Genomic DNA, 14,915 nt, shown 5'->3' with positions numbered 1-14,915 from the left:
GCGCTTATACTTAATGCAATACATATTACTTTTAACTGCTTTTCCTACACGATAAGCGGGCATGCCTGAAAGGCAACGAGAGGTGAACAGATTGCAAGAAACGACGATAAAGCGCCATATTCTCCCATTATTATTAATGTGCGGAACGTTTTTTATCGGCATTGCTGTTTTAATTACCCATTGGATTTGGCCCAATGACAACAATTATCCCGTAGCTGTAAATGGAGAACTGAAAGCTGCAGGTTGGGATTTTTCACAAATGGGTGTGATTCCGTTAAAGGGCGAATGGGAGTTTTATGAAGGGGAGCTGCTGCAGCCAGATGATTTCACGCAATCTAATCATCGAGCGCCTTCGTTCGTACAGGTACCGAGTAGCTTTGCTGAGTCAGAGGATGGCAGCAGGCCTTCCTATGGAACATACCGCTTAAAAATCTATGTGGATGAGTCTGATTCCTTCAGCTTGCGATTGAAAAAAGTTCGACTTTCAAATCATGTATTTATTAACGGTGAAGATTACGCAGGAAGCGGTAGGCCTGCACAGTCAGAGGCGTCGTTTGTTGCTAGCATCGCGCCTTATTTTACGATGTTCAACGTTGAGAATGGCGTTATTGAGCTCATTATTCAAGTAGCCAGCTTTGACAATATGAACGGCGGCATTGCACAAGCCCCTGAATTCGGTTTAACGAAGGATGTCATCAAGAGGCAAGAGTTTGCACGTTTGTCGGATGTGTCGCTCATCACAGCATTATTTATGTTTGGGCTTTATTATGTTGGGATGTTCCGACATTGGCGCAGAGAACCACACCTGAAATATTTCAGCCTGTTTTGTCTACTTCTAGCGTTTTTTTTCGCTATCGATAATGAATTGCTTATTTTATTGTTCTTTCCGAATTTTTCTTTTCTGTGGCTACAGAAGCTGCTGTTTTTGTTGCCATTAATTACAATCTATTTTTTTGGACAGTATGTGCTTAGTTATTTGCGAAAAACAGATATGATGTATGCACGAATTTTACCATGGATTGCCTTGGTATATGCCTTGTTTGCATTTGTCACTCCTAATCGTTTCCTGGTTGATTTTTTATGGGCTCATGTGGTGCTTGCCTCTTTGTATTTGGGTCTGCTGTTTTTAGCGATCTTCAGCAATCGCGAGCGGCCCGTGCAGGGCAAAGGGTATTTACTATTAGGTCTTCTTGCCTTGCTTGCAATGTGGATATTCGCTCAATTTCGTTATCAAATGGCACTCGATTCGCCATATTTTATGGTGCTGTCACCGTTGATGCTTGTGTTGTCACAGGCTTTACTAATGGCGGATCGCTTGCATGATTCCTATGTGCAAAACGAAAAGATGAATCGACAGCTGCTTGCGTTTGATCGGCAAAAGGATGAGTTTTTGGCGAAGACCTCTCATGAGCTGAGAACCCCATTGCACGGTATTATTAACTTATCGCAAATTATGCTGGAGGATAAGCAGCATTCGCTTCCTGCCGAGCATCTCGATAATATTCGCTTGGTTCAGGCGATTGGTAATCGACTAGCTGGTCTTGTACATGATGTGCTTGATTTGAACAAGATTCGCTATGGACAGTTGAAACTGCTATTGAAACCCGTCGACTTAACGGTTTCGGTAGAGTTTGTTATTCAGACATTATCCGTTATTGTTGACAAACCAGGAGTAAAGATTGTCAACGATATTCCTGCAGGCTTGCCACTTGTATGGACAGATGAAGATCGTTTGCAGCAGGTGCTTTATAACTTGGTTGAAAATGGATTGAAATTTACCGAATCAGGACATGTTCGCGTGCACGCTGCTGCGGCAGGTAAGCAACTTAATATTAGCGTTTCGGATACGGGAATTGGCATACCGGAAGAACGCCTAGACAGCCTGTTTCGGCCATTCACCTCGTATGATGAGCACGAAGGCTGGCATGGCGGCTTAGGTTTGGGTTTAAGCATAGCCAAGGAGCTAATCGAGCAGCAGCAAGGAACACTGTCGGTGAGTTCTCAAGAAGGAGTCGGCACGACCTTTACATTTACCCTGCCTGTTTCGTCCGAAAAAACAGCGACTCAGCCGAGGATTTCACAGCAATCCTATTCCAGCCTGGATGATTATGAAATGGTCGCTGCAACAGAAGAAGGCTTGCGGCATCAGCAACAACTCACGAATGTGCACTTGCTAATCGTGGACGACGAGCCGGTGAATCGAAAAATATTAATTCATGTTGCCAATTCGCTGCAGTACAGCTACACTGCTGTCGGAAGCGGAGAAGAAGCATTGGCTATATTAAAGCGCGGTCGATTGCCTGATCTCTTGTTATTGGATGTGATGATGCCAGGCATCTCGGGGCTGGACGTATGCAAGGAAATCAGAAAAACGCATGGATTAGGCGAGCTTCCTGTATTAATGCTGACGGCATTTGGCCAAAAACGTGATCTGGCAGCTGCATTTACAGCAGGAGCCAACGATATATTGCAAAAGCCGTTTGATATGAGCGAGCTTCGTGCGCGCATGCAATCATTGCTCGCGATGAAACAGTCCTTCGAGCTGTCGATACGAAAGGAAATGGATTTTCTGCAGGCTCAGATCACACCACATTTTTTATACAATAGCTTGAATGCGGTCGTGGGCTTAAGCTATACCGACACACAAAAACTTCGTGAGTTGATCGTTAATTTAAGCACATATTTACGCTCGAAGTTTACTTTCCTTTCTGTCAGCGGCGTAATTCCTTTCGAGCGTGAGCTGGAACTGGTCGAAGCTTACCTTGCCATTGAAGAGGTTCGCTTTGGCGGGCAGTTCAAGATAGTCTACCATATTGAGGATGACTTCCATTGTATGCTGCCACCGTTAATTTTACAGCCAATCGTTGAAAACGCAGTGCGTCATGGCGTTGCAGTCAAGGATGGCGAAGGTGTTATTCAGATTCATGCTAGGATGACTGAAAGGGGCGCTGAAATCGTTGTTGCGGATAATGGAGCGGGTATGAAGGAGGAACGGCTGCAAGCGATAGCTGAAGGCACGACGGGTAGGGTAGGCATTGAAAATGTGAATCGCAGATTGTCGATGCTGTATGGTCGAAAACTGATTATCGACAGTAAGGCTGGAGAAGGCACGCAAGTCACGATCATAATTCCGGAGGAAGAAATCCATGAAGGCGATATTAATTGATGACGAGCAGATAGCATTAGATGTTATCCATATTTTTTTAGAGGAAATAGGCGGCGTTAAGGTAATAGGCAAGTATCAGAAGGTGAAGGATGCACTAGCAGAGGCGATAGTGCTTCAGCCAGATCTAATTTTTTTGGATATCGAAATGCCTGAGCTGAATGGTTTGGCAGCGGCCGAGCTGTTCAAAAGAAGCTGTCCAGTAGCGGAAATCATATTTATTACAGCGCATGCCAACTATGCCATTGATGCTTATGATCGAGAAGCGCTTGCTTATTTACTGAAGCCTTTGGATAAACAGCGTTTGGCGAAAACAATTGAACGGGCATCTATGGTGCTTGCGGGCAGATCGAATAGTGTGGATGCGAGCAGGGAGACTCAACCAGCGTCTGAGCTTTCGACTGTACCAGCTGCAGGCTCGTTATCAAAGCGTCTTATGTTAAAGACGTTGGGTAGCCTCGAGCTCTACACCGATGAAGGAAAGCTGTTGACGTGGCGTACGAAAAAAACGAAGGAATTGTTTGCTTATTTGTGGCATAACCAAGGCAATCCCGTCTACAAATACGCCATAATGGATGAGCTTTGGCGTGAATATTCTGCACAGCAGGCACAGCGTTTGTTCCATACCACGCTTTATTATTTGCGAAGCATGTTTAAATCAGAGGGTGTTGCCGGGCTTGTATTTTATGGTGATGATCGATATTGGATTGATTTGTCGATTATGAGCAGTGACCTCGAACAGCTGGACAGTTTCCAATATGAAGCTAACCAGCCAATGAGCAAGCTGGAGAAATTATTGTCCTTGTATGGCGGCGATTATTTTGAGAAGGAGCATTATCCATGGGCTATGGCTAGTGCTCTTAAGATTCATGCTGATTATGTCGATCGCTTGCTGACAATACGCGCTAGCGCATCAACCGAACAGCGAACAATAATTCTATATAAGCTTATCGAGCTGGAGCCTTATCATGAGGTCTATTATGATGAATTAATAGAATGCCTGGTGAATGCGGGCGAGCATAACGGGGCGAAGCATATACATCGATTAAAGGAAAAGATGAAAATGGAAGGCTGATACAACAAGATGGATCCCTGACTGGTTAAAAGAGATGTGGATGATTGTTCAGAATTTGTTGAGAGCATTATGATATTGTTACACACAATGATGCCTGAGCGATTTATGAACTGGGGGAGTTAGCGGAATGATCATCACGAATACAGATTATGGAATCCATCGATTGCCAGTAAGAAAGCTGAATGCGTCAGCGATGAAACAATTGTTTGGAACACGTATGTCTATGACGTCCGAGATAGACCTTCATATTGAGATGTCAGTTGAAGCTCATCCGCATACTTTAGTCAGCCCAGTAGAGCTTGTAGCACCGATTATAGACTTCCGGATCGCTGCTGTGCTGAATGAGCAGGAGCTTGAGATTAAAGCGTTCCACTCTTATGTGGAACGTCTTATTGCGCTGCCAGTTGGAACAGATGCCAACAAGATTACAACAGGTGTAATCTTTCTTAAGGATGGCGCGATGCGACCAGTACCAACAAAAGTGCTGAATATAGGTGAGCGGTGCTTTGCTATAATCAACAGTATTTACAATAGTCAATATTCTGTAGTATACAACGTGCAGTCATTCACCGATATTAAAGGGCACTGGGCTCAAAAAAGCATTGAAGATATGGCTTCACGACTCATTGTGCATGGAATCAATGAGAATAGCTATCTGCCACAGCAAGGCGTTACAAGAGCGGAGTTTGCCCTGACGCTAGTTCGGGCATTGGGTTTATATCATTATATGCCGAGAGTAGCGTTTGCAGATGCTGACAAATACTCCAGCTACGATGATGCGATTTCGATTGCCGCAAACTATGGCTTGATGAATGGCTTCCCTGACGGAAACTTTAACCCTGAACTGGAAATTACAAGACAAGAGGCGATGGTTAGCATCGCTCGAGCGGTTGCTTTCGTCAGACGAGATCATATAGATGCTCAGTATGAGTCTGAATCTACTCTCTCTAACTGGATGGATGCCGAAGAGATTTCCCAGTGGGCAAGATCCGCTGCATGCGCAGTACTTCGTTTCGGAATATTTAAAGGGGAGAGTGGCCGATTGAGGCCAACTGAGCGACTAACTAGAGCAGAGCTTGCAGCAACCATGCAGCGGCTGCTTCAGTACGTTGATTTTATATAATGCTTCCACGATAACATAATAAAACTGCAAGCAATCCATAACGTTGCTGCGGTTTATGGATTGCTTGCAGTAGACTATGAGATATTGCTTTCAATTATAGCGGAACAACGACTTCCTCGCGGTTTTTGTAGTACACCCAGCTTTTATAGCCGATATCGCGCAGTGCTTGTGCGACCTCATCAAAATCCTCTCCGAAGCGGCGTGGCGTATGTGCATCTGAACCAAATGAAATTTTCACTCCAAAATGATAGGCGCGAGCCAAAATATCATTAGACGGGTACCAGCCGCCTGCAGCCTTTGTACTTCCTGATGTATTGACCTCGATTGCAACATTGCAGTCTGCGATTACTTTTAAAGTCTCATCGATTTTTTGCTGAGCAGGAATATCGGAAAATTCGGGATAATACCCTTTCATTGCATCGATATGGCCGAGAATTTGAAACAAGCCTGTACGCGCGGATTGAGCGATTAGATCATAGTAAAGCTCTTTCGTTGCGATTTTTTCTGCATCGGTCAACCCTTTCCAACGATTTTTGTTGAAAATGCTAACGCCTGACACTTGATGAACAGAACCGATAATATAGTCGAATGGTGCGTTGTTTAAGGCTTCTTTATAGGCATCGAAGTGCTGGGGGAAAAAGTCTGACTCAATGCCGAGCAAAACATCGATTTTCCCCTCGTACTTACTCTTTAATGCCAGAACTTCCTCTACATAGTTAGGAAAATCGCTGGTTGCCATTGCGATCCCTGGAAATGGCTGATCCTCCTCATGCGCAAAGTAAGGAGTATGGTCTGAAATACCGATAACCTGGAAGCCTTTATTAATAGCAGCCTCGATATAATCCTCAATTACACCGTCAGCGTGCCCGCAGCGAACATGATGGGTATGTAAATCAAATTTTACAGCAGCTCGTTTATTGGCTGTCATAATATTCACTCCTTATTCTGCACTCATAAATTGGTACTCTGGCATTCCTTTCAAATCGTTCAAAAATTGCTGCATTGCTGAATTAAGATAGCGTCCAGATTTATATACGACCCCTACAGGATGTGTCGCCTGCAGCTCATCTACCCGAATGACCTTAAGTGTACCGATTTTTAATTCCTGCTCAACCGACAGCTTGGAAACAATGGCAGCACCTAAATTGATCTCGACCATTCGCTTCACTTCCTCGCTGCTGGAAAGCTCCATCACGATATTAGGCTGAATGCGATGCTCCCGAAAAATCTGATCGACGAAGCGACGTCCAAGTGTATCTGGAGCCAGCATAATGAGCGGGATATGCTGCAATTGCTCTATCGTAATAAAATCGTGTTGACTTAAAGGATTTTCAGGTGCTGCAATTAACTGAAACGTATCAAAATACAGGATTGATGAGCTGATCGTTGCTGTTTTTTCATAGAGATAGGTTATCCCAATATCGACGTTTCCATTATCTACAGCAGTCATGACTTGTGCGGAGGGCATCGTATGAATCGTTGTTTTAATTAGCGGATACTGATTTTGGAAATATGAGAGTACGCGAGGCAGTACTTGGACTGCAATGGAGGCTGTAGTTCCGAGAACGATGTGGCCTTGAGGGTTATCGTTAAGATCGGTAAGCTTTTGCTTTAGCTCCTCGACGATTGCAAGCATCCGTTCAGCATGCTCCAAAAATACCTTTCCATGATCCGTTAATGTGACAGGCTGATTCCGATCAATCAGTATGGTATTGAATTCTTCCTCCAAGCTTTTGATTTGAGCTGATACGGCTGGTTGCGTCAAGTTCAGCAGCTCGCCAGCTTTACGAAAGCTCATCGTTTTCGAAATTGTAAGCAAGGTTTCTAGTTGACTTATATTCAATTTCGTCAAACCTCCTTTTCGAATTAATCCACCCGATGAAGCTATCCTTTATTATAGCGAACTTGAAAGGATTGGGCAAAATAATATGGTAACATTTATGAACAAATAAAAGCGCCGCTTCTCGTTCAAGTAGAAGCGGCGCTGGTCAGCTTATGGCCTGAGTATTGAATTAAAGCTTGTGCTAGAGCCATTCCTTTTTTCGAAAGATGATATACATGCCGATGCCAAGCACAAGCATGATACCAAGCACAACATAGGCTCCAAATTTAAAATGCAGTCCGGGAATGATATCAAAGTTCATTCCATATATGCCTGTAATAAACGTTAACGGCATGAAAATGGTCGTTATGGCGGTAAACACGCGCATAATTTCGTTGGCTCTGCTTGTGACGGCAGATTGATAGGCCTCGCGCAAGTTGCCCATCAAATCCCGATACGTATCAAATGATTCTGAGGTCTTCAAGGCGTTCTCGTAGACGTCGCTAAAATATTTTTGAAGCTGGTCATCAATAAGCCGAAGTTCCTTCTTCATTAACTGGGCAACGAGCTCGCGCTGCGGTCCGAGCATCTTTTTCAACCAGAGGATCTCAGAACGCAATCCGTAGATTGCATTAAGATGAGACTTTTTCGTATGCATTAATATGTCTTCCTCAAGCCCCTCGATTTTGAGCTCAATGCGATCGCCGACAAGTGCATAATTATCAATAACCAAATCCACAAGATGATAGAGAAACTGGTCGGCTCGACTTACTTCCTGCTCCCACAAAATTGGCTTAAGAAGGCGCAGCTCATTGATTTTTTGCTTCGTTACCGTGATGATATAATGCTTGCCTAAAAAAATATTCAGTGCACGCAGGAAAAATTCCTCATCATCGAAACGAATGCTGTTGACCACAATAAAGTAATGGTCTTCATATATTTCAATTTTCGGACGCTGTTCTTCTTCGTTCAAGCAGTCCTCTACAGCAAGATCATGCATGCCGAAGATCGACTGCAGCACAACCAAATCCTCAAGATTGGCATCGATCCAGTAGAAGCCCGTTGCAGGGGGTTGAATCGTTTCTTCAATATGATCAACTAATGTAAAATTTCCTTGATTAACATGTCTAATTTTCATGCTTGCTTCTCCTTCCATTCAAAGGGGAAGCTTTTTTCACGCAGGCATCAGCGCTATTGAACAGCTGTTGACGATATCAGCAAACTAGGAAGCTGCAGGCTTAGTGCTGAGCAACCGATTGTCATGCTGAGGCGTGAAAGCTTCCCGATAAGCTGTTCTGTGGTCCTCGGTCGGTCATCACCCATTTGATCCCACACTCCTTTGCTTTCCATAATAGTTGTTGAATGTTACAGCTGTATTAAAATGATGTATAAAATAACAGCGATAACCCTTGTCTAGTATACTCTGATGGCTTTGAAACATTCAACAGTTAATTTGCTTGACGGAAGTCCGCAAATGCTATAAAGTAATGTTACAAAGACCTAAAATTGAATAGACTACTTTCTTATCAAGAGCAGGCGGAGGGACTGGCCCGATGAAGCCCGGCAACCGGCATGGTAACATGTACGGTGCTAATTCTTGCGGAAACTTTGTTTCTGAGAGATGAGAGAGAGGTTACGATAGATAGACCTTTTCTCATACCAGAAAGGGTCTTTTTTGTTTAAATTGCGACATATAGGGAGTGAACATTATGCCAATTAAAATCCCGGATCATTTACCTGCGAAAGAAGTTCTGACAAGTGAAAACATCTTCGTTATGGACGAAAGCATTGCTTACAAACAGGATATTCGCCCACTGCGAATCGTGATCCTAAATTTGATGCCGACGAAGGAAACAACGGAAACACAATTGCTTCGTCTAATTGGTAATACACCATTGCAGGTAGAGGCCGTACTGCTGCATCCAAAAACGCATACGTCCAAAAACACGTCTGCTGAGCATCTATCCAGTTTCTACAAAACATTCGAGGATATCGAGTCTCAGTATTTTGACGGCATGATTATTACAGGCGCGCCAGTGGAGCTTATGGAATTTGAAGAAGTGAATTATTGGGAAGAGCTTACTCAAATAATGGATTGGAGCAAGTCGCACGTCACCTCAACCTTCCATATCTGTTGGGCAGCACAGGCTGGCTTATATCATCATTTTGGTATTAAAAAATATATGCTGGAAGAAAAAATGTTCGGTGTATTTCCTCATACGCTGACCCAGCGTCATGTACCGCTGCTTCGCGGTTTTGACGAACAATTTTATGTTCCACAGTCGCGTCATACAGAAGTGCGACGTGAAGATATTGAGAAGGTCGCGGATTTGGAGGTATGGTCGGAGTCAGCACAAGCGGGCGTGTACATTGTTGCATCCAAAGGCGGCAAGCAAATATTCGTAACGGGGCATTCTGAATATGATGCGACTACGTTGAAATTTGAATATGACCGTGACCAGGCGAAAGGCTTGCGCGTCAATGTACCAGCTAATTACTTCCCGAATGATGATCCCAATCAGCTGCCGCTCTCCACTTGGCGAGCACACGCGAATTTGTTGTTTTCAAATTGGTTGAATTATTATGTATATCAGATTACACCTTATGAGCTTGGTGCTGGCATTTAAGCTGCTTGCCAGCGTAAAAGAATAGGAGAGAGCATGCGATGAAAATTGAAAGTCGTTTAGCACAAATTGGTTCACAAAAGGATAATGTGACTGGAGCGGTAAGCTTCCCGATTTACCAGGCTACTGCTTTTCGTCATCCGGCATTAGGAGAAAGCACGGGATTCGATTATGCTCGTACGAAGAGTCCTACCCGTTCTGTATTGGAAGAAGCGGTAGCTGAGCTTGAAAGCGGAGATGCTGCGTTTGCCTGTAGCTCCGGTATGGCAGCACTGCAAACGATCTTTGCCTATTTCAGCTCTGGCGATCATCTGATTGTCTCCCTTGATTTATATGGTGGAACATACCGCTTGCTGGAACGCATTATGTCCCGTTTTGGCGTTACAGCAACCTATGTGGACACAAATGATCTGGATCAATTGGGTGCAAGCCTTACCCCGCAAACGAAGGCAGTACTTATTGAAACGCCAACAAATCCGCTCATGATGATAACTGACATCGAGAAAGTGACTGGTTGGGCAAAAAGCAACGGGCTGTTGACGATCGTTGACAACACGCTGCTTACTCCTTACTTTCAACGTCCGATTGAGTTAGGTGCGGATATTGTTATTCATAGCGCAACGAAATATTTAGGTGGACATAATGATGTGCTTGCCGGTCTGATTATTACAAAGGGTGAGGAGTTGTCTGCACAGATGGCAATTCTTCATAATTCAATCGGTGCCGTGTTGGGACCGCAGGATTCCTTTTTGCTTGCACGCGGGATGAAGACATTGGCACTGCGTATGGAGCGTCATCAAAGCAATGCAACGGCGATCGCAAATCACTTGCTAACCCATCCAGCAATAGCTGAGGTTTATTATCCGGCACTTCCCGATCATCCGGGATATGATGTGCAACAGCGCCAATCTTCAGGCAATACAGGAATTTTTTCTTTTAAGGTTAAGGACGCTCGTTATGTCGCTCCAATTTTGCGTGAGGTCAAATTAATTGCATTTGCCGAGAGTCTTGGCGGGGTAGAATCGCTGATGACATATCCAGCAGTTCAGACCCATGCTGATATTCCTGAGGAGATCCGTCGCGCTGTTGGGGTTGATGATCGGCTGCTTCGTTTTTCAGTGGGCATTGAGCATGTGGATGATCTGATCGCAGACCTTGACCAAGCGCTTGAAAAAGCGATGCAGGAGATTGCACAGTAATAATATAATTTGATTGTAATTACTTAAAAATAAATAAAAATGAAATAGCTGTACACACTGATTTCATATGAAATTACAGGCTGTGTACAGCTATTTTTTAATTAATCGTACAAGATGGCAATAATTTATAGCATGTATGCCAATCTCTTCATTGTATATACAGCGTTCATTGACCATATACTTTAGGGGAGAAAGGAGTGATCGCTATGAGATTTTTGACCCTTTACTTTTATGATTTCAACCACCAAGACGTTCAACACATACAAGAACGCTTGAAGCAAGAGATGTTGGGCGATATACATAAAAGAAATCGTTTGAAGCAGCAGCCTAGCTTTCCCATATCGCTGCAATTCAAGCCAAATGAATATCGCATTGACATTATCCCCCAATTTCCAGAGTTTCAATTATTGAAGCACGGACCGCCAATGCTCGAAGCTATCGCTTTTGTGTTAGGACAGTATATTGTAGATGAACGGGAAGATGAAATAATCGCTCAGCTTTTGAGGAAGAGATGCCGACAGACGAATATCGATTCTGATAAAGTAGCGAAGTATTGTCATAATTTGCTTAATAATGATCCTTGGGAGCCGCTTGGCAAAAAGTTTTCTGATGAAGACCGAGCAAGACGAAGAAATAAAGTGTCAGAAGAGCTCATCCCGTATCTAGAGGAATATACGGAGCTGGATTTTTCAGGCTACATGGCATTTCGGATGCACAGCTACAAGCAAGAATTGAAGGAAGTTATTGAATATGCCATTGATGAGTATATTTTGGATCAGCAATATGAAGAGTTTATGACACTGTTGCGTTACTTTGTTCAGCTTCAAGAAACTCGGACTGAGCTCGTACATCTGGTACAGGAGCAAGGAAGCAGTTTCATATTATGCGATGAGCATATGAAGCCATTAGAAATCAAGCATGAGCATGATCGAATCGTTGCAGAGATGCTTGAGACCGAAATAAATATTGAAGATATAGTGATTAGTTCACTTATATCTGCATCTCCGCAAAAGATTATCGTGCATACAAGGCATGAGGATTATCAGGTTGTACGATCTGTAAAAGCGATCTTTGGAGACCGTGCTCAAATATGCAACACGTGTCCGATGTGCAGGCATAAGCATGATGAATTACTACCGTTTCAATAGAGGATGGATATGCCAATAGTTAAAAGAGCAATGCTTGGGCTTGACGCACTTTGGCAATCCTTTTATAATGTTGAATATAATAAGAGTTTAACTCTTATCCGATATGCTTCAATAGCAATGAGGAAGACATGCAACTATGATCGCACTGGCTCAGAGAGAGGAATCTAGGCTGAAAGTTCCTTCCAAGATGCACGTAGCTGTACCACTTCTAAGCTGTACTGCTGAACTGCGTGAGCAAACTAAGCAGTACCGGGTATCTCCGTTATAAGATCGTACGAGGACTGCAATTTTTGTAGTTGAAGTAGGGTGGAACCACGAGATGACAAGCACTCGTCCCTTTGGGACGTGTGCTTTTTTGCGTCCAGCTTTTGCTTGTCACGCTTGACTAAGCTTACTTAAGCTTAGTATAAAACTATTGCAGGAGGAACAAAAAATGAGTATTAACATCACTTTCCCAGATGGCGCCGTACGTCAATATGAAGCCGGCGTTACAACTGAGGATATCGCAGCATCCATCAGCTCTGGCTTGAAAAAAAATGCAATTGCGGGCAAAGTAAATGGCAAGGTGGTTGATGTTTACACGCCAATCGAAGCCGATGCCGCAGTAGAAATCGTTACTGTAGAAAGTGCGGACGGACTTGAAGTATATCGTCATAGTACTGCTCACTTAATGGCACAGGCGATTAAACGCCTATACAAGGATGCCGACGTGAAGCTTGGCATCGGTCCGGTCATTGAAGATGGATTTTACTACGACATTGATATGGAGCAATCACTGACTCCTGAAGACCTTGTAAAAATAGAGAAAGAAATGAATCGCATTATTGGTGAGAATCTTCCTATTCGCCGCCGTGAGGTATCTCGCGAGGAAGCACTAGCGATCTATACAGACATTAATGATCATTTGAAGCTGGAGCTTATTAACGACCTGCCAGAGGATTCTGTCATTACGATGTATGACCAAGGCGAGTTTTTCGATCTATGTCGCGGACCGCACTTGCCTAGCACTGGACGTATCAAAGCGTTCAAGCTGCTAAATGTTGCTGGCGCATACTGGCGTGGAGACTCTAAAAATAAAATGCTTCAGCGTATTTACGGAACTGCATTCCCGAAAAAAGCGCAGCTTGATGAGCATCTGCATTTCCTTGAGGAAGCGAAAAAGCGTGACCACCGCAAGCTTGGCAAAGAGCTTAAAATGTTTACATTCAGTAAAGAGGTTGGTCAAGGCTTGCCGCTATGGCTTCCTAACGGTTCAAAGGTACGCCGTACAATGGAGCGTTATATTGTGGACTTGGAGGAGCGTTTAGGCTACGAGCACGTTTATACGCCTGTACTTGCCAATGTAGAGCTATATAAAATTTCTGGCCACTGGGATCATTACAATGAGGACATGTTCCCGCTTATGCAAATGGACAATGAGGAACTCGTGCTTCGTCCAATGAACTGTCCGCATCACATGATGGTATATAAGAGTGATATGCGCTCTTATCGCGACCTGCCAGTTCGTATTGCAGAGATGGGTACGATGCATCGCTATGAAATGTCTGGTGCTTTAACTGGTCTGCATCGCGTTCGTGCCATGACTTTGAATGACGCACACATTTTCTGTCGTCCAGATCAAATCAAGGAAGAGTTTGCTCGCGTTATTAACTTGATTCGCAAAGTGTACGAAGACTTCGGCATTAAGGAATATCGCTTCCGTCTGTCGTATCGCGATCCTCAGGACACTGAAAAATACTTCCAAAACGATCAAATGTGGGAAATGTCGCAACGTATGCTGCGCGAAGTTGTTGAGGAGCTTGGTCTTCCATTCTTCGAGGCGGAAGGTGAAGCAGCTTTCTATGGTCCGAAGCTGGATGTGCAAATTAAGACAGCGCTTGGCAAAGAAGAGACATTGTCTACTGCACAGCTTGACTTCCTTCTTCCAGAGCGCTTTGAGCTAGAATATATTGGAGAAGACGGGAAAAAGCATCGTCCAGTCGTTATTCATCGCGGAATTATTAGTACAATGGAGCGTATGACAGCTTATTTGATTGAGAACTTTGCAGGTGCGTTGCCGCTTTGGCTGTCTCCAGTTCAAGCTAAGGTAATTCCTGTATCTACTGCATTCGATGAGTATGCGACTCAAATCAATGAGCAGCTGCTTGATGCGGGTATTCGCTCAGAAAGCGATCTTCGCAACGAGAAGCTTGGTTATAAAATTCGTGAAGCCCAGCTTGAAAAAGCACCTTATATGCTCGTTGTTGGTGAAAATGAGCAGAGCACAGGCTCCGTATCTGTTCGCAAGCGCGGAGAAGGCGACATAGGCTCAATGCCGATTGCTGATTTTATAGCACTTGTTCAGAAGGATATTGCAACAAAAGCACAATAATCTTTTTAACACTCGAGGCTAATGATGGCGTCTTTAGGACGTTCATCGTTAGCCTTTTATTTTTATGCATATAATCACCGCAAACTTAATTGTTAAAAGAATGAATAGTAACACGAAAAAAAACCATACTAAGCTTCGGAGGTGATTACGATGACTAAACGCAACAACAACAACTTGGAAAACAACAACAATAACAACAACCAACAGCAAAACAACAACAATAACAACAACTTGAACAACAATAACAACAACAACCAACAACAAAACAACAACAATAACAACAACTTGGAAAACAACAACAATAACAACAACCAACGTTAATTTGTACTTAGCGTGGCTAGCTGGAAGGGCGATCATCCTTTGATAATTCAGAGGCTGGTCGCCTTTTTT

Annotated in this window: 11 protein-coding genes, 1 riboswitch and 1 other annotated feature; of the genes, 8 read left to right on the top strand and 3 right to left on the bottom strand. The window is 43.7% G+C overall.

Features of this window, described 5'->3' with window-relative positions:
• Nucleotides 1–82: 82 nt before the first annotated feature.
• The 3 genes from ACFP56_RS18835 (at nt 83) to ACFP56_RS18825 (ending at nt 5,361) form a co-directional block, all read left to right on the top strand.
• Nucleotides 83–3,166, top strand: a complete 3,084-nt coding sequence (locus ACFP56_RS18835; RefSeq protein WP_379237477.1) for an ATP-binding protein — start codon at nt 83–85, stop codon at nt 3,164–3,166.
• A complete protein-coding gene (locus ACFP56_RS18830; RefSeq protein WP_379237475.1) occupies nt 3,147–4,238 on the top strand; it encodes a response regulator in 1,092 nt (363 codons plus the stop codon). Before ACFP56_RS18835 ends, ACFP56_RS18830 begins: the two co-directional genes overlap by 20 nt.
• Before the next feature lie 127 nt (nt 4,239–4,365).
• Entirely contained in the window at nt 4,366–5,361 is a 996-nt protein-coding gene (locus tag ACFP56_RS18825; protein ID WP_379237473.1) for an S-layer homology domain-containing protein, read from the top strand.
• A gap of 94 nt (nt 5,362–5,455) precedes the next feature.
• Here ACFP56_RS18825 and ACFP56_RS18820 read toward each other — a convergent pair whose 3' ends face one another.
• The 3 genes from ACFP56_RS18820 to corA form a co-directional block, all read right to left on the bottom strand.
• Nucleotides 5,456–6,289, bottom strand: a complete 834-nt coding sequence (locus ACFP56_RS18820; RefSeq protein WP_379237471.1) for a histidinol-phosphatase — start codon at nt 6,287–6,289, stop codon at nt 5,456–5,458.
• 12 nt (nt 6,290–6,301) lie between these two features.
• Entirely contained in the window at nt 6,302–7,204 is a 903-nt protein-coding gene (locus tag ACFP56_RS18815) for a LysR family transcriptional regulator (protein ID WP_379237469.1), read from the bottom strand.
• A 181-nt stretch (nt 7,205–7,385) separates the two neighbouring features.
• A complete protein-coding gene (gene corA, locus ACFP56_RS18810; RefSeq protein WP_379237467.1) occupies nt 7,386–8,321 on the bottom strand; it encodes a magnesium/cobalt transporter CorA in 936 nt (311 codons plus the stop codon).
• A 382-nt stretch (nt 8,322–8,703) separates the two neighbouring features.
• Nucleotides 8,704–8,811, top strand: a riboswitch (SAM riboswitch).
• An 81-nt stretch (nt 8,812–8,892) separates the two neighbouring features.
• Here corA and metA point away from each other — a divergent pair.
• The 5 genes from metA (at nt 8,893) to ACFP56_RS18785 (ending at nt 14,846) form a co-directional block, all read left to right on the top strand.
• Nucleotides 8,893–9,810, top strand: a complete 918-nt coding sequence (gene metA / locus ACFP56_RS18805; protein WP_379237465.1) for a homoserine O-acetyltransferase MetA — start codon at nt 8,893–8,895, stop codon at nt 9,808–9,810.
• Between the two features lie 38 nt (nt 9,811–9,848).
• Nucleotides 9,849–11,006 carry a PLP-dependent transferase gene (locus ACFP56_RS18800; protein ID WP_379237463.1) on the top strand — a complete coding sequence of 386 codons (1,158 nt, stop codon included), beginning with the start codon at nt 9,849–9,851 and terminating at the stop codon, nt 11,004–11,006.
• Between the two features lie 206 nt (nt 11,007–11,212).
• Nucleotides 11,213–12,154, top strand: a complete 942-nt coding sequence (ytxC, locus tag ACFP56_RS18795; RefSeq protein ID WP_379237461.1) for a sporulation protein YtxC — start codon at nt 11,213–11,215, stop codon at nt 12,152–12,154.
• Nucleotides 12,155–12,262: 108 nt separating this feature from the next.
• Nucleotides 12,263–12,495 (top strand) — a binding site (T-box leader).
• A gap of 92 nt (nt 12,496–12,587) precedes the next feature.
• On the top strand, nt 12,588–14,525 hold the full coding sequence (gene thrS, locus ACFP56_RS18790) for a threonine--tRNA ligase (protein WP_379237459.1): 1,938 nt from the start codon (nt 12,588–12,590) through the stop codon (nt 14,523–14,525).
• A 150-nt stretch (nt 14,526–14,675) separates the two neighbouring features.
• Nucleotides 14,676–14,846: a hypothetical protein gene (locus ACFP56_RS18785; protein ID WP_379237457.1), complete on the top strand. Its 171-nt coding sequence runs from the start codon at nt 14,676–14,678 to the stop codon at nt 14,844–14,846.
• The last annotated feature ends 69 nt before the right edge of the window (nt 14,847–14,915 follow it).

It is taken from the genome of Paenibacillus septentrionalis, assembly GCF_042659865.1.
Lineage (GTDB): Bacteria > Bacillota > Bacilli > Paenibacillales > Paenibacillaceae > Pristimantibacillus > Pristimantibacillus septentrionalis.
This window is presented reverse-complemented; position numbering and strand designations above follow the sequence as displayed.

Coding starts and splice junctions, on each gene's coding strand:
- ACFP56_RS18825 (WP_379237473.1), top strand. CDS start 4,366: ATGATCATCACGAATACAGATTATGGAATCCATCGATTGCCAGTAAGA.
- ACFP56_RS18800 (WP_379237463.1), top strand. CDS start 9,849: ATGAAAATTGAAAGTCGTTTAGCACAAATTGGTTCACAAAAGGATAAT.
- metA (WP_379237465.1), top strand. CDS start 8,893: ATGCCAATTAAAATCCCGGATCATTTACCTGCGAAAGAAGTTCTGACA.
- ytxC (WP_379237461.1), top strand. CDS start 11,213: ATGAGATTTTTGACCCTTTACTTTTATGATTTCAACCACCAAGACGTT.
- thrS (WP_379237459.1), top strand. CDS start 12,588: ATGAGTATTAACATCACTTTCCCAGATGGCGCCGTACGTCAATATGAA.
- ACFP56_RS18820 (WP_379237471.1), bottom strand. CDS start 6,289: ATGACAGCCAATAAACGAGCTGCTGTAAAATTTGATTTACATACCCAT.
- corA (WP_379237467.1), bottom strand. CDS start 8,321: ATGAAAATTAGACATGTTAATCAAGGAAATTTTACATTAGTTGATCAT.
- ACFP56_RS18830 (WP_379237475.1), top strand. CDS start 3,147: ATGAAGGCGATATTAATTGATGACGAGCAGATAGCATTAGATGTTATC.
- ACFP56_RS18785 (WP_379237457.1), top strand. CDS start 14,676: ATGACTAAACGCAACAACAACAACTTGGAAAACAACAACAATAACAAC.